General features: G+C 70.6%; 26 protein-coding genes. 11 read left to right on the forward strand and 15 right to left on the reverse strand.

Going from position 1 to position 24414, the window contains the following annotated elements; all coding sequences use genetic code 11:
- A partial coding sequence (locus AB0F62_RS04420; protein WP_361792051.1) for a tRNA-dihydrouridine synthase occupies window positions 1-554 on the forward strand: 554 nt, incomplete at its 5' end.
- Window positions 555-806: 252 nt separating this feature from the next.
- Here AB0F62_RS04420 and AB0F62_RS04425 read toward each other — a convergent pair.
- The 3 genes from AB0F62_RS04425 to AB0F62_RS04435 form a co-directional block, all read right to left on the reverse strand.
- A complete protein-coding gene (locus AB0F62_RS04425; protein WP_361792053.1) occupies window positions 807-2051 on the reverse strand; it encodes a hypothetical protein in 1245 nt (414 codons plus the stop codon).
- A gap of 99 nt (window positions 2052-2150) precedes the next feature.
- The gene (locus AB0F62_RS04430) at window positions 2151-2597 is read right to left on the reverse strand and encodes a DUF6174 domain-containing protein (RefSeq protein ID WP_361792055.1); all 447 of its coding nucleotides are present in this window, start codon (window positions 2595-2597) and stop codon (window positions 2151-2153) included.
- 258 nt (window positions 2598-2855) lie between these two features.
- Complete coding sequence (locus AB0F62_RS04435) at window positions 2856-3713, reverse strand: helix-turn-helix transcriptional regulator (RefSeq protein ID WP_361792057.1); 858 nt, start codon at window positions 3711-3713, stop codon at window positions 2856-2858.
- A gap of 212 nt (window positions 3714-3925) precedes the next feature.
- On the opposite strand from AB0F62_RS04435, the gene AB0F62_RS04440 reads away from it, so the two are divergent.
- Window positions 3926-4360, forward strand: a complete 435-nt coding sequence (locus tag AB0F62_RS04440; RefSeq protein ID WP_361792059.1) for a nuclear transport factor 2 family protein — start codon at window positions 3926-3928, stop codon at window positions 4358-4360.
- A gap of 102 nt (window positions 4361-4462) precedes the next feature.
- Here AB0F62_RS04440 and AB0F62_RS04445 read toward each other — a convergent pair whose 3' ends face one another.
- The gene (locus tag AB0F62_RS04445; protein ID WP_361792061.1) at window positions 4463-4819 is read right to left on the reverse strand and encodes a hypothetical protein; all 357 of its coding nucleotides are present in this window, start codon (window positions 4817-4819) and stop codon (window positions 4463-4465) included.
- A gap of 97 nt (window positions 4820-4916) precedes the next feature.
- Here AB0F62_RS04445 and legP point away from each other — a divergent pair, with 97 nt between their 5' ends.
- Window positions 4917-6779: a Dot/Icm T4SS effector Zinc-dependent metalloprotease LegP gene (gene legP, locus AB0F62_RS04450; RefSeq protein ID WP_361792063.1), complete on the forward strand. Its 1863-nt coding sequence runs from the start codon at window positions 4917-4919 to the stop codon at window positions 6777-6779.
- A 285-nt stretch (window positions 6780-7064) separates the two neighbouring features.
- Here the strand turns inward: legP and AB0F62_RS04455 are convergent, their stop codons facing one another.
- The 3 genes from AB0F62_RS04455 to AB0F62_RS04465 form a co-directional block, all read right to left on the reverse strand.
- Window positions 7065-7340 carry a hypothetical protein gene (locus AB0F62_RS04455; RefSeq protein WP_361792065.1) on the reverse strand — a complete coding sequence of 92 codons (276 nt, stop codon included), beginning with the start codon at window positions 7338-7340 and terminating at the stop codon, window positions 7065-7067.
- 171 nt (window positions 7341-7511) lie between these two features.
- A complete protein-coding gene (locus AB0F62_RS04460) occupies window positions 7512-9005 on the reverse strand; it encodes an IMP dehydrogenase (protein WP_361792067.1) in 1494 nt (497 codons plus the stop codon).
- Window positions 9006-9418: 413 nt separating this feature from the next.
- Window positions 9419-9580, reverse strand: coding sequence for a hypothetical protein (locus AB0F62_RS04465; RefSeq protein ID WP_361792069.1), 162 nt, complete (start codon window positions 9578-9580; stop codon window positions 9419-9421).
- Window positions 9581-9842: 262 nt separating this feature from the next.
- Here AB0F62_RS04465 and AB0F62_RS04470 point away from each other — a divergent pair, with 262 nt between their 5' ends.
- The 4 genes from AB0F62_RS04470 (at window position 9843) to AB0F62_RS04485 (ending at window position 13287) form a co-directional block, all read left to right on the forward strand.
- On the forward strand, window positions 9843-10565 hold the full coding sequence (locus tag AB0F62_RS04470) for a VOC family protein (RefSeq protein WP_361792071.1): 723 nt from the start codon (window positions 9843-9845) through the stop codon (window positions 10563-10565).
- Window positions 10566-10729: 164 nt separating this feature from the next.
- Window positions 10730-11437, forward strand: coding sequence for a VanZ family protein (locus tag AB0F62_RS04475; RefSeq protein ID WP_361792073.1), 708 nt, complete (start codon window positions 10730-10732; stop codon window positions 11435-11437).
- Between the two features lie 70 nt (window positions 11438-11507).
- Complete coding sequence (locus tag AB0F62_RS04480; RefSeq protein ID WP_361792075.1) at window positions 11508-12224, forward strand: response regulator transcription factor; 717 nt, start codon at window positions 11508-11510, stop codon at window positions 12222-12224.
- Complete coding sequence (locus AB0F62_RS04485) at window positions 12217-13287, forward strand: HAMP domain-containing sensor histidine kinase (protein ID WP_361792077.1); 1071 nt, start codon at window positions 12217-12219, stop codon at window positions 13285-13287. The genes AB0F62_RS04480 and AB0F62_RS04485 overlap by 8 nt, the downstream gene beginning before the upstream one ends.
- Here AB0F62_RS04485 and AB0F62_RS04490 read toward each other — a convergent pair.
- Together AB0F62_RS04490 and AB0F62_RS04495 are read right to left on the reverse strand one after the other, a co-directional pair.
- Window positions 13259-13906 (reverse strand): nucleotidyltransferase family protein, encoded by a 648-nt coding sequence (locus AB0F62_RS04490; protein ID WP_361792079.1) that lies wholly within the window; start codon window positions 13904-13906, stop codon window positions 13259-13261. The two genes, AB0F62_RS04485 and AB0F62_RS04490, sit on opposite strands and share 29 nt — an antisense overlap.
- 117 nt (window positions 13907-14023) lie before the next feature.
- Window positions 14024-14779 (reverse strand): helix-turn-helix domain-containing protein, encoded by a 756-nt coding sequence (locus tag AB0F62_RS04495; RefSeq protein ID WP_361792081.1) that lies wholly within the window; start codon window positions 14777-14779, stop codon window positions 14024-14026.
- 243 nt (window positions 14780-15022) lie between these two features.
- Between AB0F62_RS04495 and AB0F62_RS04500 the strand changes: the two genes are divergently transcribed.
- Window positions 15023-15688 (forward strand): DUF4097 family beta strand repeat-containing protein, encoded by a 666-nt coding sequence (locus AB0F62_RS04500; protein ID WP_361792083.1) that lies wholly within the window; start codon window positions 15023-15025, stop codon window positions 15686-15688.
- Window positions 15689-15845: 157 nt separating this feature from the next.
- On the forward strand, window positions 15846-16661 hold the full coding sequence (locus AB0F62_RS04505; protein WP_361792085.1) for an alpha/beta hydrolase: 816 nt from the start codon (window positions 15846-15848) through the stop codon (window positions 16659-16661).
- Between the two features lie 53 nt (window positions 16662-16714).
- Here AB0F62_RS04505 and AB0F62_RS04510 read toward each other — a convergent pair whose 3' ends face one another.
- Complete coding sequence (locus tag AB0F62_RS04510) at window positions 16715-17617, reverse strand: NAD-dependent protein deacetylase (protein ID WP_361792087.1); 903 nt, start codon at window positions 17615-17617, stop codon at window positions 16715-16717.
- Window positions 17618-18165: 548 nt separating this feature from the next.
- On the opposite strand from AB0F62_RS04510, the gene AB0F62_RS04515 reads away from it, so the two are divergent.
- The gene (locus AB0F62_RS04515) at window positions 18166-20529 is read left to right on the forward strand and encodes a glycoside hydrolase N-terminal domain-containing protein (RefSeq protein ID WP_361792089.1); all 2364 of its coding nucleotides are present in this window, start codon (window positions 18166-18168) and stop codon (window positions 20527-20529) included.
- 188 nt (window positions 20530-20717) lie between these two features.
- On the opposite strand, the gene AB0F62_RS04520 is transcribed toward AB0F62_RS04515, so the two are convergent.
- From AB0F62_RS04520 to AB0F62_RS04530, 3 genes are all read right to left on the reverse strand, one after another.
- On the reverse strand, window positions 20718-21035 hold the full coding sequence (locus AB0F62_RS04520) for a DUF6221 family protein (protein WP_361792091.1): 318 nt from the start codon (window positions 21033-21035) through the stop codon (window positions 20718-20720).
- 138 nt (window positions 21036-21173) lie between these two features.
- A complete protein-coding gene (locus AB0F62_RS04525) occupies window positions 21174-21851 on the reverse strand; it encodes a VC0807 family protein (protein WP_361792093.1) in 678 nt (225 codons plus the stop codon).
- A 148-nt stretch (window positions 21852-21999) separates the two neighbouring features.
- Window positions 22000-22365 (reverse strand): S26 family signal peptidase, encoded by a 366-nt coding sequence (locus AB0F62_RS04530; RefSeq protein WP_361792095.1) that lies wholly within the window; start codon window positions 22363-22365, stop codon window positions 22000-22002.
- 406 nt (window positions 22366-22771) lie between these two features.
- Here AB0F62_RS04530 and AB0F62_RS04535 point away from each other — a divergent pair, with 406 nt between their 5' ends.
- Window positions 22772-23239: a cupin domain-containing protein gene (locus AB0F62_RS04535; RefSeq protein WP_361792478.1), complete on the forward strand. Its 468-nt coding sequence runs from the start codon at window positions 22772-22774 to the stop codon at window positions 23237-23239.
- Window positions 23240-23321: 82 nt separating this feature from the next.
- Here the strand turns inward: AB0F62_RS04535 and AB0F62_RS04540 are convergent, their stop codons facing one another.
- Window positions 23322-23525, reverse strand: a complete 204-nt coding sequence (locus AB0F62_RS04540) for a hypothetical protein (RefSeq protein ID WP_361792097.1) — start codon at window positions 23523-23525, stop codon at window positions 23322-23324.
- Between the two features lie 103 nt (window positions 23526-23628).
- Window positions 23629-24111 carry a contact-dependent growth inhibition system immunity protein gene (locus AB0F62_RS04545; protein ID WP_361792099.1) on the reverse strand — a complete coding sequence of 161 codons (483 nt, stop codon included), beginning with the start codon at window positions 24109-24111 and terminating at the stop codon, window positions 23629-23631.
- Window positions 24112-24414: the final 303 nt, after the last annotated feature.

The following is a 24414-nucleotide window of genomic DNA, read 5'->3' on the forward strand; positions in this document are numbered from 1 at the left end:
ACGGAGCCCACGGCTACCTCATCAACCAGTTCCTCTCCCCGCACAGCAACCACCGCACCGACGCCTACGGCGGCGACTTCGAAGGACGCACCCGCATCGCACTCGAAGTCGTCGACGCCGTCCGCGCCGTATGGCCGCAGGACCTGCCGGTCTTCTTCCGCATCTCCGCCACCGACTGGCTGACCGAGAACACCGACGACCCCCGCGAAGGCTGGACCGCCGACGACACCGTCCGCCTCGCCAAGGAACTCCAGGCCCGCGGCGTCGACCTGATGGACGTCTCCACAGGCGGCATCGCGCTCGACGCCAAAATCGACGTCGCACCCGACTACCAGGTGCCCTTCGCCGAACGCGTCCGCAACGAGACCGGCATGCCCGTCGCCGCCGTCGGCCTCATCACCGAGCCCGACCAGGCGCAGGCCATCGTCACCTCCGGCAAGGCCGATGCCGTCCTCCTCGGCCGAGAACTGCTCCGCGACCCCTACTGGGCCCGCCACGCCGCCACCACGCTCGGCGGGCAGGTCGCAGCCCCCGTCCAGTACCACCGTTCCTGACCGGCATCGCGCCCCGTCCCCGTCGAACCGTATGCGGCGGGGACGGCGCGCGTGCCGTCGGCGCCACCCGCACTCCCCCGGGAATCACCCACTGGCGGGGCCTTCCCGCGGCCCGTCGCGGTCGGTCAGGCGGGGGATGCAGATGTCACGGTGGGCGGCGTCACCGGCCCCGCCCTTCGTGATGAAGGGGGCGACATACCGGTCGCCCAGAACGGCAATGGGATGACAGCGCCACGGTCGACGAGACAGCGGTCACGTCCGCGGGTGCAAGGGGATGACGTCACGATCTCCGCGAGGATGGAGCGTGGCGGTCTCCGCGGCGTCGTGGTCGTGGAGAACTCGCGAGATGACCCCGACGCCACGCGTGAAGTCGTCGCGGATCAGCACATGGAGGCTGGTCGACACGTGGACGTAGGTGCCGTTCTCCGGCCGCAGCGCGGTGCCGCCGGCCTCCGCCCGGCCGAGATCGGCCTGCCGCAGGACCGCGTCGAGCGCCTCGGCGATCTGATGCCCGAACCGCGGCGGGCGCCCGAGTTCCGAGACGTGGAGTGACAGACGCCAGGTCTCGGAACCCGACAGCGGGCTCGTACCGAACCAGCGGGACACCAGCTCCCCTTGCGGCAGCCCGCTCATCGCCTCCACGGCCCAGCACGCCTCCGCCCGGTGAACAGGACGCGCTACCGCCCGCGTCAGAACAGGGTGGGTGTATCCGGCGGCGAGCAGAGCATCGGCCAGGGCGGGCAGGTGTTCGTACCCGTCCGGGGCGGTGCACCGGTCGAGTGCCTGTCGCACCGCCGGGCCTGCCAGGGCGGGATCCGTGGCGACGCCGGCCACGGATTCCCGCGCCTGCGTGAGCAGTGCGGACCAGGCCGCGAACGGGAACTCCTCCGAGTCCGGTGTACGGAGGCTGTAGAGCGACAGCCCGTCCGTGCCGAGCTGGTCGACGGCGTCGTGGCCGTCGGGACGGGTGGACCATGTGAGGCCGGTGCCGGCGAGATTCCGAAGATCGAACCAGGCGCGCGTCTCCGGCCGTATCCGCTCCCTGCCTGCGCCGGGCCTCATCACCACGAACGCGCCGTCCAACAGCGGTGTCACGCGGTCCAGGTCGTCGTGGTCCGCCAGGAACGCGAAGCGGCTCAGCAGTGCCAGCATCGGCCCGGGATGACGCAGTTCCGGGTCGTCGAGGGCCACCGCGCGGCACAGGAGGTCCAACTCCTGCCACGGCATCACGTGCGGATGGAAGTGGGCCTGGTCGTCCCAGCCCACGGTCGTCGGCTCCGGAAGACCGGGCGCCTCCAGCGCGAGGTCCACGTACTCCAGCCCGGGCGTGAAGTCCAGAACGAGCGCGAAAGCTTCGCCGAGCCGGAAGCGCGTGCCGAAGGACTCCTGCTCGTCGGCGTCCTCGTCGTAGGCATCGGGTGCCTCGTCGTCGAAAAAGTACACCGGCCAGAAATCCGGCTCGGTCATCCGGACCGTCAAGGCGTCGTCGAGTGGCATGCGGGCAGACTAGAACCCGCGCGGGAGGAGCAGGAAGCAGGGTGGTCGAGGAGGTTCCTTTCCCACTGGGGCGGTCGTGTGGTGGATCAGGGACGCTCCTCAGGGGTGCACGCGGTACTCGGTGATCCGGTAGTCGGCCTCGTCGTCGACGGAGTTGGTCTCCCCGTCGATGTGGATCTCGGTGGGGTGCCCGTCGGGAGCGAACACCGCGTCCGCGACATCGGCCTCGTCGGCCCGGGCCTGCCGGAGTTCGGCCAGGAGATCCTCGAGGGTCCACAGGTCCCGTGTCCCGCCGGCGACGGCCAGTCGGGCCGACTCGTCGAGGCCGACCGCCTCGACGACCTTCCCGTCTGCCACGGTGATCCGGAATGTCCCGATCCCCCTGCGCTCGCCGCCCTCGGAGACCAGCGTGAAGGAGTAGCGCTCCGGTTGGACCCATCGGGGCACGGCCTCGGCAGCCGCATCGCCATCGGAGCCGCAGCCGGTTGTCGCGGGGAGCGCGAGAGCTGACACGGCGACGAGCAGGAGGGCGCGAAGTCTTGGCATGGGCGTGCCTTTCCGTGGTCGGGTATCGCTCCGACGCGGCGGTCGGCCATCCGGTTCCCCGCCGAACGGCACCGCCGTCATCGCGACAGCCGCGGCGGCCGGCCACCGGAGTTCGAGGGTGCGGCAGCGGCATTCCACGGCCGCGCACGACGTGCGGGCCCCGGCAGGACACCCGGCCCCGGCCGCGCCGCCCCGCATCGCGGCGTGCCGGCCCTCGCGTTGCCCGTCGGGCCGGCGGGCGGATCGTCGGTGTCGCGTCTACCGCCCCGGTCCGGCCGTGGCGGACCGGTCGGCGAGGATTCTCAAGGCGTCCTCGGAGGCGGTTCCGGGGGGCGCGCTGTAGACGACCACGCTCAGGCCGCTTTCGTCGGGCAGGCTCATGGTCTCCTGATCGAGTTCCAGGTCGCCCACGAGCGGATGGTTGAGGCGCTTTCTGCTCTCGCGGAAGACATGCACGTCGTGGGAGCCCCACAGCACGCGGAAGGCGTCGCTACGGGTGGACAGTTCACCGATCAGGTGGGTCAGTTCCCGGTCGTGGGGGTGCTTTCCCGCCTCGACGCGCAGCGCGCCCACGGCGAAGCGGGCCATGCGTTCCCAGTCGGTGTAGAACCGCCCGGCCGAGGGATGGAGGAACGCGAACCGGGCGACGTTCGCTCCGCAGGTCGGATCGGCGTACATCTCCGTGTACAAGGCCCGGCCCAGGGGGTTGGCGGTCAGCGTGTCGAGGCGGTTGTTCATCACGAACGCCGGCATCCGCGGCATCCCGTCGACGATCCGCGCGACGCTCGGCCGCACCGCCGGCCGCGTCTGACGCCGTGCTCGTGCCGCCGGCGCCGGTCCCGCGGCACGGGCGAGGTCGTACAGATGCATGCGCTCGGTGTCGTCGAGGCGCAGTGCCCGGGCGATGGCGTCCAGGACGCCGTCGGAGACTCCTTTGAGGTTGCCGCGCTCCAGACGCGTGTAGTACTCGACGCTCACCCCGGCGAGCGTGGCCACCTCACCCCTGCGCAGTCCGGGCACCCTCCGCTGACCGTAGCTCGGCAGACCCGCCTGCTCGGGGGTGATCTTCTCGCGTCTGGAGCGGAGGAAGGCGCTGACGGCGGCCCGGTTGTCCATGGGGACAGGGTAGGCAGGCCGCGCGCGGCGTGGGGGTCCCTGGCGGTACCCCTCACGGCAGGGGCTCCCCCGTCCCGGCCGCCCGGCGTTGCATGGTGCCTGCCCCGGTCCCCGGGGCCCGATCGGTGCGAGGACGGACGCGGCGCCCCGGTCGCGCGGCCCCCGTGGGCCGCACCCCCCCGCACCCGTACACGACCGAGAGGACGCACACCATGAGCAACCCGACCGAGACGGCGACGCAGAGCCCCGCGGATGTCGTGCGAGCGCTGTACGCCGCGCTGATCAGGGGCGACGTACCGGGTGTCCTGGCAAGGCTCGCCCCCGAGGTGATGGTCGACGAGCCGCGACAGCTCCCGTACGGCGGTGTGCACCAGGGCCGCGAGGTGTTCGCGCAGACGGTCCTCGGCGCGATGACGGGTTACGCCGCCGTCACCATCACCGCTGCCGAGGTGTACGAAGGGGCGGCCGGAGTCGTCGGCACGCTCACCGGAACGCTGACGGCCCACACCACCGGTGAGGAGTTCCCGCTGACCATGGTGGAGCTCCACCAGGTCGAGGACGGCGCGGTGCGCAAGATCGACGTCTACACCAAGGACCCGCAGGAGCTCGCCGCGTTCTACGCACGGGCCGAGGCGGGCATCCGCTGACGAACGCAGCCGGCACGGACCGGCCGAGTCCTCCCGCCGCGGCGCGAGCGACTCGCACGGCTCCCGGCCGGTCCGTGGGCGCGGCCTCGACCGCGGCGGGCATCAGGGCGTCCACCGCGGTGAGGCGGGGAACAGCCTCACCTCCACGGCGTCCGGGTGGCCTTGCGTCAGCACCGGGCTTGCCTGCGTCGACACCAGGTCTTCCGGTGCGACGTCGCCCGAGCCGTCGCAGTCGGCGTGGACGCGCACGGTGTACCGGGACCGCGGGTCGGGTGAGGGCACGTCGACGGTCAAGGTCGCTCCGCGGGTGAGGACGACGTCCCGCAGTACGGCCCGAGCCACGACGTGCGCGGGCGCGTCGGATGCCGTGACCTCCTCGACCTGTCCGCGGAGCGTGACGGGGCCGGGTGGGGCCTCGACGCCCGGAGCGAGGTCTACGGCGATTTCTACGCTTGGCATACGCTCCCCCGAGCCTTGTTCGCGAATTTCTCTCCCACTACTTTCCACAAAATAGCGCCCGGCAGGTGTGGGCGGGGTCCGCGAACCAGGGGGAATGATGTCCGAAACCGAGTCCGGTGTTACAGGTGAGGGGCACGGGGAATTCCGTTCGGCGCCCGCGGTGAAGACCGCTTTGATCGACGGAATGTCCTTCGCTGGACGGCCGGTGCAGTACGTCGAGATCGACGGCCTCGCGGTATTCGAGGGCGACATCGTCCTCGGCACCGCTGCGGAGGTGGAACGCCGCACGCAGGAACTCCAGGCGGAGACGGAAGGAAAGCTTCCCGAGTCGGACGTGGCGATCACCGGCCGCCAGTTCCGGTGGAGGAACGCGCTGGTGCCGTACGAGATCGACGGGGCGCTGCCGAATCAGCAGCGGGTGACCGACGCGATCGCGCACTGGGAGGCGCGGACCCGGATCCGCTTCGTCCGGCGGACGTCCGCCAACGCGGCGCAGTTCCCGGACTTCGTGCGGTTCGTGTCCGGCGGGGGCTGCTCTTCGGCGGTGGGCCGTCAGGGCGGTCGTCAGAACATCACGCTCGGCTCCGGCTGCAGCACCGGCAACTGCATCCACGAGATCGGCCACACGGTCGGACTGTGGCACGAGCAGAGCCGCGAGGACCGCGACAGGTTCGTGTCGATCGTCTGGGCGAACATCCAGGCCGGCCTGGAGCACAACTTCGACCAGCACATCTCCGACGGCGACGACATCGGAGCGTACGACTACGGGTCGATCATGCACTACCCGCGGGACGCCTTCTCCAAGAACGGCCAGGACACCGTCGTGCCGACGGTGGCGGGCGTCGGCATCGGCCAGCGGACGGGGCTCAGCTCCGACGACATCGCCGCGGTCCACGCGCTGTACGGGCCGTCCCCGGCCGCGGGACCCGTCACGACGTGGGAGTCCGCGCGCCTCGACGTCTTCGGCGTCGGCACAAACTCCGAGCTGTTCCACAAGTGGTGGGACGGCGGCGGTTGGGGCCCGGGTGTGAAGGACTGGGAGTCCCTCGGCGGGACGTTCACCGGCCGGCCGACGTCGCTGGCCTGGGCACACGACCGGCTGGACGTGTTCGCCGTCGGCACGGACCTGGCCCTGCGGCACAAGTGGTGGGACGGGAACAGCTGGGGCCCGGGCGTGAAGGACTGGGAGTCCCTCGGCGGGGTGTGCGCGAGCCCGCCCGAGGCGGTCTCCTGGGGGCCGGAGCGCCTGGACCTGTTCGTGACGGGCACGGACTCGGCGCTGTACCACAAATGGTGGGACGGGAGCCGTTGGGGCCCGAGCGTTCCGGGCTGGGAGTCGCTCGGCGGGATCTGTGCGAGCCGGCCGGTGGCGGTGTCCTGGGGCGCGAACAGGCTCGATGTGTTCGTGATCGGCACCGACTCCGCCCTGTACCACAAGTGGTGGGACGGCAACGCCTGGGGACCGAGCCTCAAGGGCTGGGAGTCCCTCGGCGGGGTCTGCTTCGGGACCCCGGTGGCCGTGTCCTGGGGTGTGAACCGTCTCGACCTGTTCGTGATCGGCACCGACTCCGCCCTCCACCACAAGTGGTGGGACGGCAACGCCTGGGGACCGAGCCTCAAGGGCTGGGAATCCCTCGGCGGAACATGCCTGGGCACCCCGGCGGCGGTGTCCTGGGGCGCGAACAGGCTCGATGTGTTCGTGGTCGGCACGGACTCGGCACTGCACCACAAGTGGTGGGACGGCAACGCCTGGGGACCCGGCATCAAGGAGTGGGAATCGCTCGGCGGCGTCTGCACCGGTGCGCCGTTCGCCGTCTCCTGGGAGCCGGACCGCCTGGACGTGTTCGTGACGGGGACGGACCACGCGCTCCACCACAAGTGGTGGGACGGGAACGCCTGGGGACCCGGCATCAGGAATTGGGAGTCCCTCGGCGGAGTTCTCACCGAATTCAACGGCTGATCGGCCCGTGTCCGTGCGCGCGGCGCAGACGGACTCGTGACGGATCATGCGTGCGCGGAACCGAACCCCGGGGTACGGCATGGAAACCAGCCGGCCTCCACTCGTGGGTGGAGGCCGGCAGGTGCGTCGCCCGAACGCCGGCGGCGCCTGCCCGTCGGCGAGCGGCGGGCGGCGGGCGACGACCTCGGCGCATCGAAGCCGGCTGAATGAGCCGCTGACGCGCGCACCCGCGCCGAAGCCGGTCCGGCGCCGGGTCGTCCAGCAGGCCCACCGGCCAGGCGCCGTCTACAGAACCAACTCCAAGACGACCGCGAACGCGAGGTAGACGACCGCCGAGCCGAGGGCGACGCCCACCATGCACAACGCCTTCAGTACGGGCGCCAGCGACGTGCGGGCGAGCTTCAGATTGGTCACCGCCCCCACTGCTCCGAGGGCACTGCCGATCGCACCTCCGAACAACAGCGCGAACGGCAGGATCGCGAGCAGGGCCTGCCACACAGGGAGGCTGCTTATCTGACCGAACAGGCCCCGCCTCGGGCCTTCCTGGAGGAGATCGCGCATGTCCTTGTACTTCCACTACTCGCTGTCGAATGGGCGTGCGAGAAGATAGCACCCCTTCCGATGCCCGGCACGACATCGCCCTCGGACGGCGCACGGCCCCGCGCCGCACGGCCCTCACCGGGGCCGGGGCACGGGGCCGCCTCGGCCATGCCGGAAGCCGGGCCGGTCAGATCACTCCCCGGAGTCGACGGTCGGCCGGCGCAACTGCACCTCGGCGCCGGTCTGCTTGAACGACTCCGCGGACACCGGAACGAGCACCGCGTCGCGGTGGAAGTCCCGCAGGTTCGTCGACCCGCAACTGATCATCGTCGAGGTGAGCTTCGCCCGGGTCCGCTCCACGTTGTCGTACAGGCTGCCGGCGTAGGGCACATAGCCGTCGACGCCCTCCTCGAAGACCATCTGGCCGCGCTGGCCGTAGCGGGCCGCGTTCTGGGCGCGCCGCGAACCCTCACCCCAGTACTCCTTGTACCACTGGCCGCTGATCTGAAGCTTCCGCGACGGGCTCTCGTCGAGCCGGGCGAAGTAGCGGCCGAGCATGACGAAGTCCGCCCCCATCGCCAGCGCCATCGCCATGTGCGAGTCGTTGAGCAGGCCCCCGTCGCAGCACAGCGGCACGTACACCCCGGTCTCCCGGGCGTAGGCATCACGCGCCTCGACCACATCGAGCAGCGCGGAGGCCTGCCCGCGCCCGATGCCCTTCTGCGCCCTGGTGGTGCAGATGGCCCCGCCGCCGATCCCGACCTTCACGAACGCCGCGCCCGCATCGGCCAGATAGCGAAAGGCCCGGCCGTCGACGACATTCCCCGCACCGACGAAAACGTCGTCCCCGTACGTCTCCCGGGCGAATTCGAGGGTCTTCGCCTGGTATACGGAATAGCCGTCGGAGGAGTCCAGGCACAGAACGTCCGCACCGGCCTCCACCAGGGCCGGAATACGGTCCTTGAAATCACGGGAGTTGATGCCCGCGCCCACACGCAGCCGCTTGTCGCCGTCCACGGTCGCGCGGTGATACGTCTTGTGGGCCTGGTAGTCCCTCTTGAGGACCAGGGAGACGACCCGTCCGTCCTCCAGCACCGGCAGGACGTCCAGGTGGTGATGCCAGATCAGCTCGTTCGCCTCGGACAGCGAAACCGAGGCCGGTGCGGTGACCAGACCGTCACGGCCCCGCATCCGGCTCCGGACGGCCTCGGAGGCTCCGTGACGTCCCAGGTGGAAGTCGTCGAGGCTGATGATCCCGAGGAACTCCCCGTCCGCTTCGCCACTGTCCGTGACCACGGCCACGCCCTGCTCGGTGTCGGCCAACTGCCGGGCGACCTCGCCGAGAGGCGTCTGCGGCGCCACGGTGACGTCACAGGTCCGGAAGCCGGCCTTGTGCCGCTTCACCGCCAGCACCTCAGCGGCCTGATCCTCGACCAGCTGATTCTGGTGGATGAACGCCAGCCCGCCGACCTGCGCCAGCGCCACCGCCAGCGTCGGCGACGACACCGCCTGCATGATGGCGCTCACCATGGGAGTGGCGACCCGGATTCCCGGCTCCTCGCCGACGCGGTGACGCACCAGGGACGCCCCGAGATCCACGGTGTCCGGGGTGCAGTCTTCCGTGGTCAGGCCCGGAATGAGGAGGTACTCGCTCAGCGTGCGAGAGATCTCGGGGAGGATTTTCACGTCGTCTCCAGAAATGGAGCCTGCGCAACGATCGGCGACGAATGGGCGAGGCTCATACGGGCAGTGCGGATCGACGCCGCCCGGTAGCGCACCATCGGAAGAATGCGCTCTGGACATCCCCAGAGCGGGCACACCCGGCGGGGCGGTGCTCGCACGCGCGGCCGAATCGGCGGCGAAGGCGCGACAGACCCGAATCCGCGCGGTGCTGCACAGGCGCTGACTTCCATGACGCCATGCGGCATCGTACCGCACCGCACCGTTCCAACCTGGGCGGCAGCGCGCCTGTTTGGCCTCGCCCAGCTGCCGCCGCGCGTCCACCGCGCACACCCGGACCGGCGGACCTCGGTGGTCGGGGCCGTCGGCCTCCGCGGCCCCGCGGCGCGATCCGCCGCGGGTGAACGTCCCTCAAACGGTCACAGGTTCCGGTCCTGGTGGGGATGCCCCAGGCCGAACCTCTCGGGCGTGCCCGACTCTCCCGGGATCACCCGCGCGGCGGAGTTGTTGCGGCGGTTGAGAACGATCAGCAGTGTCACGATGATCGCGACCACGACCAGGGCTGCCAGAAGGTAGAACATGTCGATCCCCCATGAGTGCCGTACTGCCGAGGAACAGCAGTGGCCTCATTCTGCCCTCCCGCGGGGCCCACGTCATCAGGCAATGCGAGCGCGGGGCACGCGGCGCCGTGGACCGAGGTATTCACGGGCGGTGGCACAGCCCAGGTCCTCCCGCGCGACGGAGAAACCCGGATGCGGGTGCGGACGGCCGCCCCCTAGGCTGCGCTCGCGGGTGCACAGCGAGTGTCGCACCGACCGTCGGTGGAACGGAGATGCACAGGGTATGACCAGTCGACTGTTCGCCATCTGCTTCCACGCGTCCCGGCCGTCGCGCCTGGCGATGTTCTGGTCCGGACTCCTCGGCTGGGAGGTGGCGGACGGTCCGGACGACGACGTCGCGCTCCTGCACCCCGATCCCGCCGGGTTCCGCATCCGCTTCCTGCCGGGCCGGGATACGAAGACCGGCCAGAACCGGGCGCACTTCGACCTGACGAGCGCCTCCCCGGAGGACCAGCGGCAGACGGTGGCCAGGGCACTGGAACTCGGCGGGAGGCACATCGACGTGGGCCAGCTCCCGGAAGAGGGGCATGTGGTGCTCGCCGACCCGGACGGCAACGAGTTCTGCGTCATCGAGGCGGGCAACAAGTTCCTCGCCGGCACCGGCTTCATCGGTGCGCTCGCCTGTGACGGCACCCAGGAGGTCGGCTACTTCTGGAGCAAGGCGCTGCGGTGGCCGCTGGTCTGGGATCAGGACCAGGAGACCGCGATCCAGTCGCCGAACGGCGGCACGAAGATCACGTGGGGTGGTCCCCCGGTGGCGCCGAAGACCGGTACGAACAGGATCTGCTTCGAGCTGGCGCTCCCCGCGGACGCCGACTGGAACGCGGAGGTGGAGCGCCTGATCTCGCTCGGCGCCAGGTGCACCGACATCGGCGAGGGGGACAGCGGCCGGGTGCTGATGCTCGACCCCGACGGCAACGAGTTCTTCGTGCGCAAGACCCGGTAGTTCGTCCCGCTGAGGCGATCCCGCCGACCTGCCGGGCCGCGCGAGGACACCGGGAGCATCTCGACGCCGGTGCGCCGGTTCCTTGATGCCGGGGCCTTCGTGTATCGCGAGCGTATCGAGAATCGCATACGCCATCGCAACGGCCCTCCGTCTCCAATGGGCTCATGAACCACGACGCTTCCCTGTCGGCACCGCCCCGCCTCACGCGCAGGATCGTGCTCCTCGGCCTGGTGATCCTCGGTCTGGCCGGTGCGACGTTCCTCGTGCGGCGGCCGCTGATGATGTCCGCTCCGATGTGCATGGCCGGGCGGTGGCACGGCTGCCTCGACACATTCAACGGTGTGGTGCTCATGACGCTGGTCGCGGTGCCGTTGGCCCTGCTGGTGGTGGGGGCCCTGGCGCGCGTGCGGCGGGCCGGCGACGGCACATCGGCGTGGCGGATGTCGCTGGCCGAGGTGGGCATGGTCCACGGGACGGTGCCGTTCCTGTGGCTGACCATGATGCCGGGCGGCGGGGCCGGCGTCGCCCCCGCACGGGTGAGCCTGGTGCCGCTGCGGGACCTGGTCACGATGGGGCCGCTCGGGATCGCCGGCAACCTGCTGGTCTTCGCGGCGCTGGGGTTCTTCGCCCCGATGCGGTTCGCGGCCCTGGCGTCCGTGCCGCGGATCCTGGCGCTGGGGGCGGGCTGCTCGGTCCTGGTCGAAACCGCACAGTACGTCCTGCGGCTGGACCGGGTGTCCTCCGTGGACGACCTGCTGGTCAACGCCGCCGGCGCCGTGCTGGCCGCGCTGGCCTCGCGCCGCTGGTGGCGCACTGCGGCGGCGCCCTCGGACCGGCCCCGCCCCGCGCCGGCGCACGCACCGGCGGGCTGAGCCGCGTGTCCGGTGCGTGCCCACGCCTTCGCATACGTCCGCGACATGCCGTGCTGCCTAAGCTTCGGACATGCGCGTACTGATCGTGGAGGACGAGCCCTACCTGGCCGAGGCCGTCCGTGACGGTCTGCGGCTGGAGGCGATCGCCGCCGACGTCGCGGGCGACGGTGACTCCGCCCTGGAACTGCTCAGCGTCAACTCCTATGACCTCGCGGTCCTCGACCGCGACATCCCCGGCCCCTCCGGCGACGAGGTCGCCCGGCGCATCGTCGCCTCCGGCAGCGGCATCCCGATCCTCATGCTCACCGCCGCCGACCGGATCGACGACAAGGCCTCCGGGTTCGGACTCGGCGCCGACGACTACCTCACCAAACCGTTCGACCTGCGCGAGCTCGTCCTGCGGCTGAGGGCACTCGACCGCAGACGCGCCTACGCCCGGCCCCCGGTCCGCGAGATCGCCGGCCTTCGGCTCGACCCCTTCCGCAGGGAGGTCTTCCGCGACGGGCGCCACGTCGCCCTCACCCGCAAGCAGTTCGCCGTGCTGGAAGTCCTCGTCGCCGCCGAGGGCGGGGTCGTCAGCGCCGAACACCTGCTGGAACGGGCCTGGGACGAGAACGCCGACCCCCTCACCAACGCGGTGCGCATCACCGTCTCCGCACTGCGCAAACGGCTCGGCGAACCATGGATCATCGCCACGGTGCCCGGCGTCGGCTACCGGATCGACACCCGTAGGGACCCCATCGCCCTCGGCGAGGACGCCGGCGACCCCGGCCGTACGCATGCGTAGACGCCCAGGGCTCAGTGCCCGGCTGAAGCTCACCCTCAGCTATGCCGGGTTCCTCGCCGTCGCCGGCGCACTCCTGCTGGCCGTGGTGTGGGGCTTCCTGCTGCGCTACGTACCCGACAACTCCCAAGGCCTGCTCGGGATATCGCCCAACCGCTACCTCCTGGTGCACACCTTCGCCCCCGCCGCGGCCGCGGCGATGGTGTTCCTGCTCCTGTTCGGCCTCCTGGGGGGATGGATCCTCGCCGGTCACATGCTCGCGCCCCTCACGCGGATCACGGACGCGGCACGGCTCGCCGGGAGCGGGTCGCTGTCCCACCGGATCCGCATGAGGGGCCGCCGGGACGAATTCCGCGAACTCTCCGACGCGTTCGACGCGATGCTCGAGCAACTCGAGTCCCATGTCGCCGAGCAGCGCAGGTTCGCCGCGAACGCCTCCCACGAACTGCGCACCCCGCTGGCGATCTCACGGACGCTCCTGGACGTCGCCCGCAAGGACCCCGCGCGGGACCCGGGCGAACTCGTCGAACGCCTGCACGCCGTCAATACGCGGGCGATCGGCCTCACCGAGGCCCTGCTGCTGCTCAGCCGCGGCGACCGCGGTCACTTCACCCGCGAGAGCGTCGACCTCTCCCTCATCGCCGAGGAGGCCGCCGAGACGCTGTTCCCCCTCGCCGAGCAGCGCGGGACCACGCTCGACGTCACCGGCGGCCCGGCCCGGTCCAGCGGCTCCGCGGAGCGGCTGGTGACGAACCTCGTCCAGAACGCCATCGTGCACAACCTGCCCGGCGACGGCACCGTGACGGTCCACACCGAGGCGCACGGCGACACGAGCGTGCTCCGGGTGGAGAACACCGGCCGCCGGCTCCCACCGGAACTGGTGCCGACCCTCGTCGAACCCTTTCAGCGCGGAACGGAACGCGTCCGCACCGACGAACACGCGGGCGTCGGCCTCGGTCTGGCCATCGTGCGCAGCATCGTCCGCGCCCACAACGGGACCCTGCACCTCGTCCCCCGCCCCGCGGGCGGTCTCCTCGTCACGGTCCGGCTTCCCGGCACGGCGTAGAGGGAACGCCTCGCGGCACGGGCGCCGATGGCCAGTCCAGCACCGTCAGCTCGGGCCACTGCCTTTGCCAGCGGGCCGACTTGGCCTCGTAGACCTCTCGCGGGGCGAGCACCGGATTGGGGCGTACGACGAGGTTGAACACGTCGGAAAGGCCGTGGGGTGCGTAGATCCGCCAACGCCCCCCGGGCTCCAGGCGTACCCCCAGGCAACAGGTGGTGGCGGCGAAGCAGTCGATGGCCGATTCGGTGGACTCGTGCGGAGCGCAGGGAACCCCGAACTTCTGCTCGTACCAGAGGTGGACCCGGGCCTCGTTGCGGATCTCGACCTCGGCCGGCAGACCGTCGAAGATCTCCTTCCCCTTACTGATCACAGCGTCCTCCGCCTCCCACGACAGGTCGCCGTCGTCGAAGTAGAAGACGTCGTAGTCCTTGATCCCGTGCTCGGGGTGCCTGTCCGTGACGACGTTCCACACGGTCTGGAACAGACAGCCCGCCGTGACGTACCAGCCGGGCAACTCCATCTTCGCCGTTCGGCCCAGCACCTCCAGCAGCACCTCGTTGCGGGAGAGCACCGACTGCAGGGAGGCGAGTTGTTCGTCCAGGGGAAGGCGACCCGTCATCACCCATGCCTACCACGCCACACGCTCTCCATGGCCGTCGGACTCACCAACCCCCTTGATCCGAACCCCACTCGACGACCGGTCACCGGGACGACCTGCGCGCGCCACCGCGAACGGCTATCCGTGGTCCGGACGTGATGGGGCGCTGTCGTCCGAGGCTGCCGGGGGCTGGCTGTGCAGGACGTCGCGGGCCTGCTCCGCGGCGCGGGCGATGCTCTCGGAGACGAAGTCGACGAAACGGGCGATGTTTTCGAGCCGGGTGCCGGCCGGGGTGCCGGCGCCCAGGATGCCGACGCCCTCCCGTGCCGTCGCCGCGAGCAGGGCGGTGCCGCGGGCGCTGGCCATCGTCGACTGGTACATGACGTCGTCGTCCACGACGTAGCGCTCACGGCGGCGTTCGTCGCGTTCCCGGCGGATGAGGCCCTGGCTGTCGAGGAACGCGATCGCTTTGGAGATGGTCGCCGGGCTGACCTGGAGGCGCTGGACGAGTTCGGCCGCGGTGAGGCTGCCCGCGTCGGTGGTGTAGAGGCACGCCTGCACCCGGGCCGTCATCCTGGGCAGGCCCTGATGCATGAGGAGGGTCGTGAACGTCTCCTCGTACGCGCGTACCGCCTCGGCGTCGCGTCCGTGGGGCTGCGGGGGTGTGTTCGGGTCCCTCGGCGCGGTCTGCCGGCGGCGGTGGGCGCGGTGCTGGGTGGCGCGGTGGGCGAGGTCGGCGCGGTAGCCGGTGGGGCCGCCGTTGCGCATGACCTCGCGGGTGACGGTCGAGGTCGGGCGGTCGAGGCGTCTGGCGATCTCCGCGTAGGCGAGTCCGTCGGCCAGCCCCAGCGCGATCTGCTGGCGCTCCTGCTGGGTGAGTCGGCCTCCCGGCATCGCGATCTCCTTCGTGTTCCGTGGTGCCCGCACTATAGCGTTCACCTTCACGCCAATGCAACGATCCCCAGTGGAGCAGTTGCATTGACTTTACAGTCATTGCAACAATTTCCCTGCAACAGCCTGCAGTAACGGCAGATTTGCGCAACGAAGCAGTTGCCACCCTTATGAACGCAACGTAGCGTTTCCGTCATCAGAAACCGAGGGCCGCAGGGCCTCACGGTACGGACGAAGGAGAGCACCATGCAGAAGTTCGACACCCCGGCCGAAGTGACCGCCGTCCTCGACATCCCCGCGGGACGCATCCGGTTCATCGCGGCCGACCGAGCCGACACGACGGTCGAGATCCTGCCCGCGGACGCCGCCAAGAGCCGCGACGTGAAGGCGGCGGAGCAGATCGAGGTCAGCTACGACGGCGGCGTCCTGCGGATCGCGGCCCCGGAGGCCGCGCGCCGGATCCTCGGACCCTCCGGATCCGTCGAGGTGACCGTCCAACTCCCCACCGGCTCCCGCGTCGACGCCACGTCGGCCGGCGCCGAACTCCGCGGCGTCGGACGGCTCGGCGACATCGCCTTCGACGGCGCGTACCGCCACATCAAGGTCGACGAGGCCGCGAGCCTTCGCCTCACCGCGATCGACGGCGACGTCGAGGTCGGCCGGCTGGGCGGCCCCGCGGAGATCAGCACCGAACGCGGCGACATCCGGATCGCCGAGGCCGTGGCCGGCACCGTCGTGCTCCGCACCCGGTCCGGCGACATCTCGGTCGGCGCCGCAGCCGGTGTCTCGGCCGCCCTGGACGCCGGTACCGGCCACGGCCGCATCAGCAACGCCCTCAAGAACGACGGCACCACCGAACTCGACATCCGCGCCACCACCTCACAGGGCGACATCACCGCCCGCAGCCTCTGAGGGAACGACACCAGGACGGCCCGGCCGGGCCCATCGCGATCGGGATCCCGCCGGTCGCCACAGCGGGCCCGGCCGTCCGCCCGCACGGGGCCCCGCGACCCACACACGGGGCCCGGACATGACGTACCGAACGCTCTCACACGACCAGGGGGACCACATGACACAGAAAAGCACCACCTCGACCGGCTCCCGGTGGACCGGCATGGTGCCGGTCGACGACACGGCCCTGGCCGTCACCGACACCGGCGGTCCCGGCATCCCGGTGGTCTACCTCAACGGCCAATTCGCCACCCAGGGGTACTGGCGGCGGGTCATCGCCGAACTGGGGCCGCAGTGGCGGCACATCACCTACGACGAGCGTGCCCGCGGCAGGTCGAGGCGTTCGGCGGACTACTCGTTCGAGGTCGCCGTCCGGGACGTCGACGCCGTGCTCGCGGCGAGGGGTGTGGACCGGGCGCTGCTGGTGGGCTGGTCCTACGGGGCGGTCGTCGCGGCGCACTGGGCAGGCCGGAACCCGGAGCGTGCCATGGGCGCGGTCCTGGTCGACGGCGCCTTCCCGTACGACTGGCTCGACGAGGCCATGGAGCGGCGGATCCGGAAGCTGTTCCGGCGGATGAGCTGGTTCCTGCCGCTGGTGCGCCCGACGGGCCTGGCCCCGCGGATGACCGCTGACCAGATGGCGGCCAGCAACATCGAGCTCGGCAGGCTCTCCCGCGAGCGCGAGCTGGGTCCCGTGCTGGACGGCATCACCGTCCCTGTGCGGTACGTGGTCGCTTCGGGGACGTCCCTGGGAAGCCGGGGTGACGAGCAGGAACGCATCCGCACCGGCCTCGATGCCGTGATCACCCGCAACCCGAACATCCGGCTCGGCGCGAAGGTCGCCGGCAACCACGGCTCGATCCTCAAGAAGGACTTCCCGGCCATCGCCGAGGCCGTACGCGACGTCGCCGCCCCTGACGACGGCACGCGCTGACGGCACGACCGGCCGGCCGGCGGCGACCGGACGCCCTCACCGCCGTCAGCACCTCACCCGGCCACCGTGTGGTCGTCGACGGGGATTCCCAGCCGGCCGGCCACGGAGGTGAGCGCTGTGCCCAGCGGAAGCGCGACCCGGGTGAGGGCTTCCCGGTCGCCCCGGGTCGGGTCCCGGTTCACGATCACCACCGGCTTCCCGGCCCGGGCCGCCTGACGGACGAACCGGAGCCCGGACATCACCGTCAGCGAGGAGCCCAGGACCAGCAGCGAGGCCGCCTCCCGGACCAGGTCGCGGCAGTGCTCGACCCGGTCCGGGGGAACGGCCTCGCCGAAGAACACCACGTCCGGTTTGAGAACGCCGCCGCAGACCGTGCAGGGTACGACGGAGAAGTCCCCGACCTGTTCGTCGGTCAGGTCGGCGTCACCGTCCGGGTTGATTCCGGCGGCCACCGGCGCGAAGCCCGCGTTGGCCTCCTCCAGCCGCCGCGCGAGTTCGCGGCGCGGGCTGAGGTCGCCGCAGGTAAGGCACACGACCCGGGCCAGGCTTCCGTGGAGTTCCACGACGCCCTCGCTGCCGGCGTCCTGGTGCAGGCCGTCGACGTTCTGGGTGATCACACCCGAGAGCAGGCCGTGGCGCCCGAACGCGGCCACGGCACGGTGCCCGGCGTTGGAGCGGGCCCGGCCGAAGGTGCGCCAGCCGAGGTGGCTGCGCGCCCAGTAACGGCGCCGGGCATGGGCGCTGCCGGTGAAGTCCTGGTAGGTCATCGGCGTGTGGCGGCTCAGGCTGCCGCCCTCGCCCCGGTAGTCGGGGATGCCCGACTCCGTGGAGATGCCCGCCCCGCTCAGCACCAGCACACCGCCCGCGCCCAGCGCATCGGCGACCGGCGCCAGATCCGTGGTGGCCGGCGGCAGGTCCTCGACGGGGGTCCAGCTCAAAGTGGGACGCATGCGCATGCCGCCAGGGTACGGAACGGGCCGTGCCTTCAGTCGATCTCCCCCGATCGGCAGGTTGCCGCACCGTGCCGGTGGGGCAACCCGGCCTGCCACCCCGCAGCCGCTGCGGCACGACCACCCCCGCCCACCCTCACGTACGGTGGCGGGACCGTGACTACGCCGCGGCCTGCGGTGCCGGCTCGACCCGTGCCCCATGTCACGGCTCTCGCTCCTGCCGGCCGCTGCCGCCGTCGTCCCCGCATCGCGCGGGAGTGGCCGATCGCGGATGGTGACGGTCCCGCCGGATGAGCGGGGCGTCACCAGACGGCAGGAGCGCCACGCTTCCGCGTTCACGCCCGCCCCGTCAGACATCCGATCTCCTCGCATCGACGGGCCGCCGACTCCGCCCGTTCGATGGGGAAAATGGTAGCCAAAAGCCCATAAGTTCGACTGGGACGAGAAGAAAGGTCGGGTTGATTTGGCGCGAGTCGTTGACATGGCTGAAACAAGTTGATTATTTATGAATACTTCTTGTGGGCTCCTGTAACCCTGGGAAAGGACCCCTTGCCGTGCCCGCTTCCTCCCGCCGTGACTTCCTCCGTCTCGCCGGCGCCGCCGGCGGTGGCCTCGCCCTCTCGGGCGGCCTCTACCCGTTCGCCGCACATGCCGCTCCCGCCCGCCCGTCCAGCGTGGACATCGTCCCCGAGGGCAAGGCCACGACGATCTGGTACCGCACACCCGCCGACGAGGCACGCATCATCCAAGAGGCCCTGCCGGTCGGCAACGGCCGGCTGGGCGCACTGGTCGGTTGCGATCCGGCGGACGACTTCCTCTATCTGACCGACGGCGCCTTCTGGACCGGCGGCGGCAACGACACCCTGACCGACGACGGCCAGCTCCCCTACGGCCCGGACGACTTCGGCAGCTTCGGGCTCCTGGCCAAGCTCCGGATCGCCCTGCCCGGGCACTCCGGCACGGCGGTGAGCAAGTACCGTCGCCGGCTCGACCTGAGCAATGGCGTGGTCTCTGCGACGTACGTGCACGAGGGCGACCTCCACCGCCGCGAGGTCTACGCCAGCCACCCGGACGACGTGGTCGTCATCCGGCTCACCGGCGGCCCGCACACCGGCACGATCTCGCTGGCCGGCACGCACGGCGAGACCACCGCGGGCGGCAACGGCCACCTCTCGTTCGCCGGGACGCTGAAGAACGGTCTGCGCTACGCGGCGGCGGTGACCGCGGTCAGCACCTCGGGCCGGGTCGGCGTCGACGGCGACAAGCTGTCCTTCGCCGGGTGCCGCGAGCTGACGATCGTGGTGTGCGGCGGTACGGACTACTCCCCCGACGCCGCGAAGCACTTCCGCGAACCGGGCACCGACCCCCTCGCCGTGGCCCGCGCCAAGATCGCCGCCGCGGCGAAGGTCTCCGGCGACGAGCTGCTCAAGACCCACGTCTCCGACTACCACCGGCTCTACAACCGGTTCACCATCGATCTGGGTGAGTCGTCGGCACTGCAGCGGTCCCTGGACTCCTGGTCGCGCATCGCCGTGCGGTACACCGACGCGACCACGCCGGACCCGGAACTGGAGGCCGCGTACGTCCAGTACGGCCGCTACCTGACCATCACCGGCTCCCGCGACTGGCTGCCGATGAACCTCCAGGGCATATGGGTGCACAACAACAACCCGGACTGGTACGCCGACTACCACACCGACATCAACGTCCAGATGAACTACTGGCTGGCCGACCCGGCCGGCCTGGGCGAGAACTCGTACGCCCTCGCAAGGTACTGCGTGTCCCAACTGCCGGTCTGGACCGACGTCACCAAACGCCTGTACAACGACGACCGCAACCGCTTCCGCAACAGCACCGGGAAGATCGCCGGCTGGGCGGTCGCGTTCTCCACCAACATCCACGGCGGCAGCGGCTGGGCCTGGCACCCCTCGGGCAACGCCTGGCTGTGCAACTCACTGTGGCGGCACTACGAGTACAGCCAGGACCGCGCCTACTTGGAGCTGATCTATCCGGTCCTCAAGGGGGCGGCGGAGTTCTGGCAGGCGCGCCTGATCAGCACCACCGTGACAGGTCCCGACGGGACATCACGACAGGTCCTGATCGACGACACCTCCTGGTCGCCCGAGCACGGGCCGGACCGGAAGGGCAACACCTACGGACAGGAACTGGCCTGGGAGCTCTTCGAAGAGTTCACGACCGCCTCCCGCGTCCTCCACCGGGACACCGAACTGGCCGCCGAACTGAGCGCGATGCAGGACAGGCTCCACCTGCCCCGGGTCAGCCCGAAGACCGGCTGGCTCGAGGAGTGGATGACCCCCGACAACCTCGGCGAGACCACCCACCGGCACCTGTCCCCGTTGATCGGCTTCTACCCGGGCGACCGGATCGCCGCCGACACCAGCCCGCCGGAACTGCTCGAGGGGGTCCGTGAGCTGCTCACCGCCCGCGGCATGGACAGCTTCGGCTGGGCGTGCGCATGGCGCTCACTGTGCTGGTCCCGGCTGAAGGACGCGGAGAAGGCCTACCAGCTCTACCTGACCGTCCTCCGGCCGTCCATCAGCAACGGGAACGGCACCTCGGCCAACTGGTTCGACATGTACAGCCAGGGCAGCTACACGATCTTCCAGATCGACGCGAACCTGGGCGGTGCCACGGCCGCGCTCGAGATGATCCTCTACTCGCGGCCGGGCGTCATCGAGCTCCTGCCGGCGCTCCCCGGTGCCTGGGCCGCCAGGGGTTCCGTGACCGGCGTCGGCGCCCGCGGCGGCTTCGAAGTGGATCTGTCCTGGCGGAACGGCAAGGTGACCGAGGCGACCGTCCGGAGCACGGGCGGGACCACGACCGAGCTGCGCGCGGGCGACTTCCGCAAGCAGCTCACCCTCAAGCCCGGCAAGTCCGTGACGGTCCGGATCTCCTGACGCCGAGGGCGGATCCGGTCAGGACGGCGTGGCGACGAGGTCTCCGGTGGTCAGGGCTCCCGCTCGGCGGACCCCACCGGGGACCTCACCTGCTCCACGATCACGACCCGTCCGCCACACCGGACTTCGGCCCGGTCCGCGGGTGTGCGGCGCCGCCCCTGTCGGGCCGTCCGCCGGGCTCCGCCGCTTCAGGCCCGTGCGGGGAAGTCGGGATGACCGGTGTAGGGCGACGCAAGATCCCGCAAGTCGTGGCACGGCCAGGGATCGCGGGCATGCCGGGCCAGGATGCGCCGTTTGGCCGCGATCTCGCGCAGAACACGGGCCGGGTCGTGCAGAGCCACATGCCGGGCGATCGTGGGGTGGAAACCGGGGAGGTCGACCTGACAGAAGTCGACCGTGTGCCCGTGGGCAGACCACTCGCCGCATCCGTCACCGTCGCAACTCCGCGCCAGGTCGGCCTCCTCGTCCAGCCGCGCCTCGAGGAACCTCACCAGTTCTTCCGTCATGGGTCCATTCTCAATGGTGCACCACCCACGTGAAACGATCTTGCGGCGGCCGGCGTGATCACGGCGTCGAAGAGACGCGCGGGACTGCGTCGTCGAGCATCCTGGCGATGCGGCCCCGCCCGGACCGGCGGCGGAGGCTCAAGCCCCCTGCTCCGCTGCCGCCGCCTCCTGCTCGCGGCCACGGGCGGCCGCGCGGCGCCCGTAACGGATGGTCCAGACGACAAGGGCGCCCAGGACGGCGTAGGAGAGCACGGAGTTGAGCGTCACCATCGTGGCGGTGGAGAGCGTGTACGACAGACCTATACGCGTCAGGGCCTCGATGACGTAACCGAGTCCCCAGACCGTGGTCATGACGCGCAGGGTGCGCCGGAATCCCTCGTATCGCCACATGCCGTTGTACACCTCGGCGTCCTCCTTGCTGCCGTCGGTGGCGAACCTGCGGCCGAAGTAGAACATCAGCGGGCGCGGCGCGGCGAGGCTGGCCAGGCACAACAGCCCGAACAGGCCGGTGACGGCGGAGTCCTTGACGAGCAGCAGCCGCGCCGAGTGCGGGCCGGTGGCCGTGATGACGACCGCGGCGACGGCGCTCACCGCCAGGAAGGCCACCGTGATGACGGCGAACTCGTCGATCCTGCGGCGCCAGGCGAGCGTGATCGCGCACTCCAGCACCGGCCACACGCCCGACACCAGGAGTGCGGGGAATTCCTTCCAGCCGGCCTGGGTCAGTTGGTGGTAGGTCACGACGGGCAGGACGATGTTGCAGCCGATGGTGAGCGCCCAGCCGAGCGCGGACGACAGGCGTGACGTTGTGGACACGGTTTCCCCCCGTAATGACGACCGATGCCGCACGGGAGGATAAGTGCGGCGCCGCCATCCGGGCCAGGGCTGCGACCGGACTCGAGGGTTGAGGCGCCACCCGGAGACTGCCCGGTGCCGCGCGGACTGCGGCAGACCCCGGCGCCGCTCAGGGCCGGTCGTCGGGCTCGGCCGTGCGGACCTTGCCCGCGGCACCGGGCCGGGAGACCCCGTCGACCGCCACACAGATCCCGAACACGCGGTCGTGGCCGGTCCAGCCGTTGACGTGGCCCCGGTTGTTGCCGATCTGCACCCGCTTCCTCGCCGGATCGAGGGCCGACACCAGATGCAGGTACACGGTGCCGGCGACCCGGGCGAGGACGATGTCCCCGACCGCGAGTTTCGACGGGTCGACCGGAGCGACGGCCACCAGTTGCCGGCTGCGTATCAACGGAACCATCGACGAACCGCTCGGCCGGAACTCGACGGTGTCACCCCCGGCGACCCTGGCTGCCACCGCGTCCAATGCGCCCATCGGGTGAGCGTGGCAGATTCGGCCGATCCGGCCCACCGAATTTCTTTCCGGGCCCAGGCGAGCGTCGCCTGATGCGGCACGAGGACCCGGTGCGCATGCGCCGTCCTCCGGCCCGTCGGATCGGCGGCCGCGGCCAGCCCGGGCGCTCGGGCTGATTCCGCTTTAGGATCCTCGATGGGTCCCGGCTGCCGGAACGAATGCGCAGCCCGGATCCATGTGACGACCCGGCGCGGCATGTCGGAGACCGAATGCGCCTCGAAGGCCGATGGCGACCGTCGCGACATCGCGGCGGAATCCCTGCCGAGGCCCGGAAGGGAATTCCGGACGCTGTCCGCAACCCTCTGGTCCGCTGTGTGCGCCGCGCATCGGAGAATTCGTACCGGATAGGAGAGCCCTCGTGACCCGAATGGCGTTCCCTCGTGGCCTTCTCGCCACTGCCCTCACTCTGGCGGCCGTGACCGCGTGCGGCACCGCAGGACAGGACGTCAATGGCGAGGCGCCGGCCGCCGCCGTCACTTCGGAATCGTCCATGAGGCCGTCCGACAAGTTCTCCGTCCAGTTCGAGCAAGCGCTTCCGAATATCAAGGGCAAGACGTTCACCTCGGCGATCGTCGACTATCCCCCTGATGGGCGTACGCCCCCGCACCGGCACGGGGACGCCTTCGTCTACGCCTACGTCCTCAAGGGAACCGTGCGCAGCCAGCTCGTCGGCGAGCCCGTCCGCACCTATCGCAAGGGCGAATACTGGATCGAGCCGCCCGGCGCCCATCACGTGTTGTCGGAGAACGCGAGCCGCACCGAGCCGGCGCAGTTGCTGGTCGTTTTCGTCAGCAATACAGGGGATGAGCTCAGGGTCGACGATCCGTCGACCTGAGGGCCGCGCATAACGGGGCGTAGTGCAATCGCCGATCGGGATGAGAGCACCGGATCGGCCCGCCGTTGGCCGTGCGGTGTCATCAGGTGGTTTCCAGGACGAGGAACGGGAAGCCCGTCCTGGCGGACAGGGTGTGGAATTCGTCGCGGAACAGCTCGCGGACGGCCGGGACGGGCTGCGGCTCGCTGATGACGGAGATCCGGAAGCCGCCCGCGGTGAAGGCACCACCTCCGGCATCCCGGGGCTGAGGTCGATGCCGGTCGCGCAGGCTCGGCGAACGACTCACCCGTGGCCGATCGGCCACGCGTCCCGGCCCGTGATCGCTCCCGCGAGACGTTCCGCAAGCGCGCGTACCGTCCCTTCCACGGGGAACCTCCCGCGGCGGTGCTCTATGCGATCAGGAAGCGCTCGACCTTCCGGCGCAGGTCGGTGGGCAGGCCGGTCGACTTCGAGACGATCCCGCGCAGTTCACGGCCGAGTTCGGGGAACTCGGCCCAGAGCGACGGGCTCCTGGTGAGGACCGCGGACAGCAGATCACCTTCGTACATGTGCCCCTCCGCCATCGGGTTCTCCCGCAGCACCTCCACTGCCAGGGGCAGCAGGTAGGGCAGGCCGATGTCCTGCCCGATCAGCAAGCGCATGTCCTCGACGGTCAGCTCGCCGATCGGCCGATGCCGCAAGGCGTGTGCGGTAGTGATGAGACGGGTGGCGTCGGCTGACGGAGCCGGCCAGCGGTCACGTGCAAGCTCTTCGAGGGATCGGTCACGATCCAAGGGGCGCGTCACCGAGCGATCGTCCCACGACCGGATCTCACCTGCGGTCTCACATCGGCGATCACACAGTCCCGGTGCCATGGACAACCCACCGGCCATCGCGAAGGAACCCGACGGGGCGTCATGTCACCCGTGTCCGCTGTGACGTGCGGCGCTCCGTGTCCCGGCCGGGCCCACCGGCACCGCCGTCGTCGCACTCCGCCCGTCGCGTCCGCGCCGTCAACTCGCCCTCGCGAACGCATCGGTCGCCGCTCGACCTGTCCGCGCGGTCGCGGGGCGCACGGAACTTCTCCGATCCGCTTCCCGCCTCTTGCCCGGCCGGACGACCGGTGCCATGCTGCGTATCGCGAACAGCTTGTTCGCATCCCGAACTCCCCCTGGTACCGCTCATCAACGGAGATC

This window comes from Streptomyces sp. NPDC026673 (assembly GCF_040638135.1).
GTDB lineage: Bacteria > Actinomycetota > Actinomycetes > Streptomycetales > Streptomycetaceae > Actinacidiphila.

Excerpts from the sequence above, each read along its gene's own strand:
- AB0F62_RS04425 (WP_361792053.1), bottom strand. The coding sequence starts at position 2,051 with ATGCCACTCGACGACGCCTTGACGGTCCGGATGACCGAGCCGGATTTC.
- AB0F62_RS04430 (WP_361792055.1), bottom strand. The coding sequence starts at position 2,597 with ATGCCAAGACTTCGCGCCCTCCTGCTCGTCGCCGTGTCAGCTCTCGCG.
- AB0F62_RS04435 (WP_361792057.1), bottom strand. The coding sequence starts at position 3,713 with ATGGACAACCGGGCCGCCGTCAGCGCCTTCCTCCGCTCCAGACGCGAG.
- AB0F62_RS04440 (WP_361792059.1), top strand. The coding sequence starts at position 3,926 with ATGAGCAACCCGACCGAGACGGCGACGCAGAGCCCCGCGGATGTCGTG.
- AB0F62_RS04445 (WP_361792061.1), bottom strand. The coding sequence starts at position 4,819 with ATGCCAAGCGTAGAAATCGCCGTAGACCTCGCTCCGGGCGTCGAGGCC.
- legP (WP_361792063.1), top strand. The coding sequence starts at position 4,917 with ATGTCCGAAACCGAGTCCGGTGTTACAGGTGAGGGGCACGGGGAATTC.
- AB0F62_RS04455 (WP_361792065.1), bottom strand. The coding sequence starts at position 7,340 with ATGCGCGATCTCCTCCAGGAAGGCCCGAGGCGGGGCCTGTTCGGTCAG.
- AB0F62_RS04465 (WP_361792069.1), bottom strand. The coding sequence starts at position 9,580 with ATGTTCTACCTTCTGGCAGCCCTGGTCGTGGTCGCGATCATCGTGACA.
- AB0F62_RS04470 (WP_361792071.1), top strand. The coding sequence starts at position 9,843 with ATGACCAGTCGACTGTTCGCCATCTGCTTCCACGCGTCCCGGCCGTCG.
- AB0F62_RS04475 (WP_361792073.1), top strand. The coding sequence starts at position 10,730 with ATGAACCACGACGCTTCCCTGTCGGCACCGCCCCGCCTCACGCGCAGG.
- AB0F62_RS04480 (WP_361792075.1), top strand. The coding sequence starts at position 11,508 with ATGCGCGTACTGATCGTGGAGGACGAGCCCTACCTGGCCGAGGCCGTC.
- AB0F62_RS04485 (WP_361792077.1), top strand. The coding sequence starts at position 12,217 with ATGCGTAGACGCCCAGGGCTCAGTGCCCGGCTGAAGCTCACCCTCAGC.
- AB0F62_RS04490 (WP_361792079.1), bottom strand. The coding sequence starts at position 13,906 with ATGACGGGTCGCCTTCCCCTGGACGAACAACTCGCCTCCCTGCAGTCG.
- AB0F62_RS04495 (WP_361792081.1), bottom strand. The coding sequence starts at position 14,779 with ATGCCGGGAGGCCGACTCACCCAGCAGGAGCGCCAGCAGATCGCGCTG.
- AB0F62_RS04500 (WP_361792083.1), top strand. The coding sequence starts at position 15,023 with ATGCAGAAGTTCGACACCCCGGCCGAAGTGACCGCCGTCCTCGACATC.
- AB0F62_RS04505 (WP_361792085.1), top strand. The coding sequence starts at position 15,846 with ATGACACAGAAAAGCACCACCTCGACCGGCTCCCGGTGGACCGGCATG.
- AB0F62_RS04510 (WP_361792087.1), bottom strand. The coding sequence starts at position 17,617 with ATGCGCATGCGTCCCACTTTGAGCTGGACCCCCGTCGAGGACCTGCCG.
- AB0F62_RS04520 (WP_361792091.1), bottom strand. The coding sequence starts at position 21,035 with ATGACGGAAGAACTGGTGAGGTTCCTCGAGGCGCGGCTGGACGAGGAG.
- AB0F62_RS04530 (WP_361792095.1), bottom strand. The coding sequence starts at position 22,365 with ATGGGCGCATTGGACGCGGTGGCAGCCAGGGTCGCCGGGGGTGACACC.
- AB0F62_RS04535 (WP_361792478.1), top strand. The coding sequence starts at position 22,772 with ATGGCGTTCCCTCGTGGCCTTCTCGCCACTGCCCTCACTCTGGCGGCC.
- AB0F62_RS04545 (WP_361792099.1), bottom strand. The coding sequence starts at position 24,111 with ATGGCCGGTGGGTTGTCCATGGCACCGGGACTGTGTGATCGCCGATGT.